The organism is Clostridium tanneri, from assembly GCF_033659955.1.
GTDB classification, from domain to species: Bacteria; Bacillota; Clostridia; order Clostridiales; family Clostridiaceae; genus Clostridium_AM; species Clostridium_AM tanneri.
Genome location: NZ_JARUJP010000081.1, coordinates 1 through 857, shown reverse-complemented (window position 1 = coordinate 857; position 857 = coordinate 1). Strand labels below are relative to the sequence as shown.

Sequence of the window (857 nt, the reverse complement as noted above, 5' to 3'; positions counted from 1 at the left end):
GCCAGCAGTAGCAGAAATGGAAAAAATACTTGAAAATACTTTTAGAAATATAAATATAGGTCTAGCTAATGAAATGGCTATATTATGTAAAAGAATGGGCATAGATGTTTGGGAAGTAATAGATGCTGCTAAGACTAAACCTTATGGATTTATGGCATTCTACCCAGGTCCAGGACTAGGTGGACACTGTATACCACTTGATCCATTCTATTTAGCATGGAAGGCAAGAGAATACGACTACCATACAAGATTAATAGAGATTTCCGGGGAAATAAACGACATTATGCCTGAATTTGTAGTTGATAACGCTATGAAGCTTTTAAATGAACACAAGAAAGCAATGAATGGAGCGAAGGTTCTTCTTCTAGGAGTTGCTTATAAAAAGGATATAGATGATCCAAGAGAATCTCCAACTTTAAAAGTTATGGAGCATTTAGAGAAAAATGGAGCAGATATGATAATTAACGATCCTTATATACCAGAATTCAAACATGCTGGTAAAAAGTATTATACAGTAGATTGGAAGGAAGTAATAGATGAATCTGATATAGTTATCATTACTACTGACCATAGCTGCTATGATTATGAGGAGATTGTATCTAGAGCTAAAATAGTTTACGATACAAGAAATGCTACTAAAGATGTTAAAAATAATAGAGAAAAGATTTTCAAACTATAATGTATAGTTTAGACTTCTAAAATTAAATTAAGAAATATAAATAATTGACAATGGACAATTGACAATGGACAATGAAGGTTGATGTTTCTTCCACTGTTAATTGTCCATTATTAATTTACAGATTAGTAAAGTATATAGAGTTATAACTTGAAAATAGAGGGGTGTTTTTATGAAAAAG

1 protein-coding gene is annotated in these 857 nt (G+C 31.4%); it reads left to right on the top strand.

Annotated elements, in window-relative coordinates; translation table 11 throughout:
* On the top strand, positions 1–679 hold a 679-nt coding region (locus P8V03_RS19020), incomplete at its 5' end, for a nucleotide sugar dehydrogenase (RefSeq protein ID WP_318799378.1).
* Positions 680–857: the final 178 nt, after the last annotated feature.